Annotated in this window: 4 protein-coding genes and 1 pseudogene; 2 read left to right on the top strand and 3 right to left on the bottom strand. The window is 37.6% G+C overall.

Annotation, left to right across the window (positions count from 1 at the left end):
• The coding region (locus AC2FA3_RS14860; protein ID WP_490510252.1) for a hypothetical protein at positions 1-183 on the bottom strand (183 nt) is incomplete at its 3' end.
• A gap of 43 nt (positions 184-226) precedes the next feature.
• Positions 227-2,278: a MobA/MobL family protein gene (locus AC2FA3_RS14855; protein WP_490510251.1), complete on the bottom strand. Its 2,052-nt coding sequence runs from the start codon at positions 2,276-2,278 to the stop codon at positions 227-229.
• A 353-nt stretch (positions 2,279-2,631) separates the two neighbouring features.
• Here AC2FA3_RS14855 and AC2FA3_RS14850 point away from each other — a divergent pair, with 353 nt between their 5' ends.
• Both AC2FA3_RS14850 and AC2FA3_RS14845 read left to right on the top strand, forming a co-directional pair.
• Positions 2,632-2,949: a hypothetical protein gene (locus AC2FA3_RS14850; RefSeq protein ID WP_490510250.1), complete on the top strand. Its 318-nt coding sequence runs from the start codon at positions 2,632-2,634 to the stop codon at positions 2,947-2,949.
• 430 nt (positions 2,950-3,379) lie between these two features.
• Entirely contained in the window at positions 3,380-3,772 is a 393-nt protein-coding gene (locus AC2FA3_RS14845; RefSeq protein WP_490510248.1) for a hypothetical protein, read from the top strand.
• 21 nt (positions 3,773-3,793) lie between these two features.
• Here the strand turns inward: AC2FA3_RS14845 and AC2FA3_RS14840 are convergent.
• Positions 3,794-4,039: pseudogene (locus AC2FA3_RS14840) on the bottom strand (hypothetical protein); the annotation flags it as partial.
• Positions 4,040-4,205: the final 166 nt, after the last annotated feature.

Here is a 4,205-nt window from a genome sequence, read left to right as displayed (position 1 = left end):
ATCTAAAGCAGTATCTAAAGCAGTATCTAAAGCAGTATCTAAAGCAGTATCTAAAGCAGTATCTAAAGCAGTATCTATAAAGGATTGCATGAGCTGCTTTTGGAAGTCTTTGATGTCATAAAATCTTTTCATGCTGCCAGCCATCTGCTGGGCCAGTTTCTTAATGTCGGTTTGATTGGTCATTGCTTATTCTCCGGTTAGTGGATTACAAGCAGTTACAAACTTTTTAGGAAAGTCTGCGATTTATAGATCTAGTAATCTCTACTTCTCGACTAAGGACTTTCAAACCATCATTAATACTCTTAACATCGCTTTCAGTCAAATCATCCGCATATTTAGTAGTAATCACACTTAGACTAGATTCAAGCGCTCTAGCATGCTTCTGTACGCTCTCATTGCTATCTAATGTTCTTAACCCTTCGTATGCAAGCTGATACTGTGTAGAAGTTCGCGTTAATGTCTCTTTTATCTGCTCTTGTGCTAATATTTTACATTCATCAGCTGTGGTTTCATTGTTTATGTACTGCTCGATATTGTCTAAATAACTGACTGCTGTTAGTGTTTCTGCTGTCATTCGGCTAATGTCGCTACGTCCCAATAAGCCTTGTAACTCGTTATTTTCAGTTGCTCGGTTAGCATCTAATCTAGTAATGAATGTGTCAAAATCGGCTGTGACTTCGTTATAGTTTTTACGTTCTTTTTGCCTGTTAATCAATACATCCATTGCATTCAAGTTATCTTGCATAACGTCAAGCGTGAGCAAGTCAGCAACGCGCCGTTGTTCCTCTCTAAAATCATCAAAATCGTTATTTAAGCCCAAGTCATTAGCGAAGCGATCAAGGATTTTCACTTGTCTATAGTCAAATTTTTCAGGGTAATCAGCAGAATTATCATGGAAGCCTGGGCGCAAGCTAAACTTTTCATCATGCCGAGTCATTAAACGATGAGCAAAAACGTTCAACGTCGCTCTAAGATTATTAGAGTTCTCTTTATCTCCGAATTTTGCTCTATGAGCTTTGTCATCTGCATCTGCAAGCTCTCTATTAATTTGTCTTTCTCGCTTAAGAAAGGCTCGTCTATAGTTGTCATCGAAAGGGGTTGGGGCTGGTCTTGCTCTTTGCTCAACTGCTCTGTTAATTTCAATATCTGACTTTCCGATAGCTTCAGTGATTCCCTTAATTGCTTGTTTTGTGTCGTCAATTCGTTGTGTGAGCTTATCATTTGCTTGTGCTGTGCTTGAACTTCTTGTTGTGTTGCTCTCAATGGCTTTGTGGTTTTCATCAATCCAACTTGATAAGTTTTTGCATCTCTTAGTTGTCCATGCAATATATCGTTCTGTGTCTCCAAGTCTTTGATGCGCTCGATCAATATATCGTTTTGTTGTTTCAAGTCGTTCATCAAGATCTCGCTTCTCAAAAATGATTCTATTAGATGCTTGCAATACTAAGCGGTTACGCTCTGCGATCATGGCGTTAACTTCACCCCTGATCGTAACTGGGGCGATGCCGTTAAATACCTCGCCTTTTTCCTTTGCTGCCGCTTTAGCTTCTGTGTATGCGTCACGCTCTAGCTTAGTCGCAACGCTACCCATCTTGAGCTGTGGTTCAACATCTTTGCCTTGATCTACATAGCTACGACTGTCAATTAAGTTAAGATTACGCTCGGCTAGTTTATCGTTAGCTGTCTGTTCCCAAATTTTTCGAACTTCTTTGATTTCCTCGCTGACGCGCTCTAGCCCAAGCGATCTACGATTCTTATCTGATAGCTCGATAGTCGCCTTATCTTTCAATACGATCTCAAAATTATCGTCAAGCTCTGCGGTGCGCGTGGTAAATAGAATATGAGCATGGAAGTTTCGAGGGTCTGCTCCCCGATCAATCTCTTTTTGTGTCGGCTGATGAATAGCGCAATCGGCAATCGTACCGTAACGATCCGCTAGCGTCTGGGCAAAGCTATGGGCTAGCTCTTTGCGCTCTTGCTCGTTCAACTCGTGCGGTAGATTGACAAGCCATTCTCTAGCGACTCGGGCATCTTTGCGTTTCTCTGCAAGCTCTGCTTTATTCCATAATTCACCACGATCAACGGTAGCCTTAGCATCTGCCAATGCTGAGGGTAAAATAATATCCGCACTCATCACGCCATGCTTTTTTGAATAGTCGTGAGTCTTACCGTATCGCTTATCCTCAAGCTCAACACCTGCGCGATAGCTCGCACTAGCAACGGCACTTTGTCCGCTACCTCGTGATATTGATTTGGTCGATGCGATAAAAATAGCCATTATTGATTGCTCGGTTTTTATTTTTTACTACTAACGTCTTTTTGTTAGTAGTGGGGTTTTAGGGGATTCCCCTAACGTGTTTTGACTTTATAAATTTTTAGACTGTAGGGAATAAACATTTGTAAAGTCGAAAACTCGCGCTTACTAAATAAAATTAAACTATTGATCAAACAAATATATCATGGTAGATTGTTAGATTCTGGAAAAATTACTATAGTTGGTGAGTAAGAAATTTATGCTTAGTCAGTAAGATTGAACAATCGGCCAAATAACTATATCACAGTATATTTTTAGAGTCTGGAGAAGTTGCTATAGTTGTGGGAGTAAAAAATTGAATAATTTAAGGATATAATATGAGCTTACTAGGTAGTAGTGACCTAAAGGAACAGCAGAAAATCAATGATCTTGAGCTTAAGATAAATATAGAGAAGCAGAAACTAGATAAGAAGCTAACACGGCAAAAAATACTACTAGGATCTTTTATGATTGATTTACTAGAGACAGATAAGGTAGAAGGTCTAACAAATTATACCGCTAATAATCTAAATAACTTTTTAACTAGAGAAGGCGATCAGGAATTACTGAGTGGGCTTATTAGTAGTTTGAAAAAGAAAATACATAATTTTGAAGATGTGAAAAATCATGGCAATGAAAATGATTCTCAAGAATAGGTATTTTCTGATAGCAGTGGCTTTAGTTTTAATGCAGCAGCTGTTACTGGCAGTCAGTATCAACATTTTTCATAGCTCTAGCTGGAGAAAAAATGTTTAGTAATAACGCTAAAGTGGTTATTACTTATACCTCCCTACTATTCTTCCTATTTGCTTTACTCTCATATTTAACAAGCTCCTTAAATAGTTTTTATATAGTTAAGTTAAAAAACTCCCTATTTAACGCTTATATATCAAATATATTTACTAAGTTTTATAGAGAGCAAAAATTCAATAGTGTAACCAATAGAGAAAATTTAATTAGCTGATTATCAGGAGAGGCAAATGTTACTTTGGAGGATGCATCTTACTTTATAATTGATACTATCTCTTTGTATCTAAATATAATCCTTACGTTTTTGGTGTTCTTCATAACTTTAGGCTTTGGGCTTTGGGCTTTCAATCATACATAATAGGTAGTGCATTATTAACATCTATTATTATAGTGTCTGTATTAAATACAAAAATAGATGCTCTTGCTAAGAGTAGTCAAGATGAAAAATTGAGGATGAACACCTATCTTTCGCCCCATTGGGATTACTTGTTTAATGCCGATAGCGTGATGCAAGCTAAAACTAAAACTAAAACTAAAACTAAAACTAAAACTAAAACTAAAACTAAAACTAAAACTAAAACTAAAACTAAAACTAATAATACTCTAAGTAAAAAATTAGAAACATTCTTTAAAACAACGATTTTGTATTCTACTTTGGAGCAGTTTGTAGCCACTATCCCTATATTAATAGCTGTTCCAGCATTGACCCCTGCCGTCAAATCCGCATAAAAAAAACTTAGGAGATTTTAGTTACGCAGCTTGACGATAATAATCAAACCACACCTGTCTTTGCGTTTTATAGCCCAAACCCTTTTGGGTTCTAGTCCCACTTTGAACATAGCTCTTGCCTTGCGTCGCTGCAAAGCAGTGCTTTGCTAGTCGCTCCTCATTATACTCAAGCTCAATATATTTAATGATGTCATTGATAGCTTCGAATCTCGTTTTATAATCCTGATGATACATCAACTCATTTTTCCTTGCGGAATAATGTTCCTCACGCGATATAGCGTTGACAGCCTTTAATGAACTACCCACCACCTAAAGAGGTAGGGGTTTCTTAGGTAATACCCATACTTGATACGATGTTTTGTATCAGCGGTTAGGCAAATTGACTAAGCTAACCCCGTCGTACCGACGGTTTTGATTGTTGCCAACTTCAATC

This window comes from Janibacter sp. CoH_79_TC_3 (genome assembly GCF_058197955.1).
This window is presented reverse-complemented; position numbering and strand designations above follow the sequence as displayed.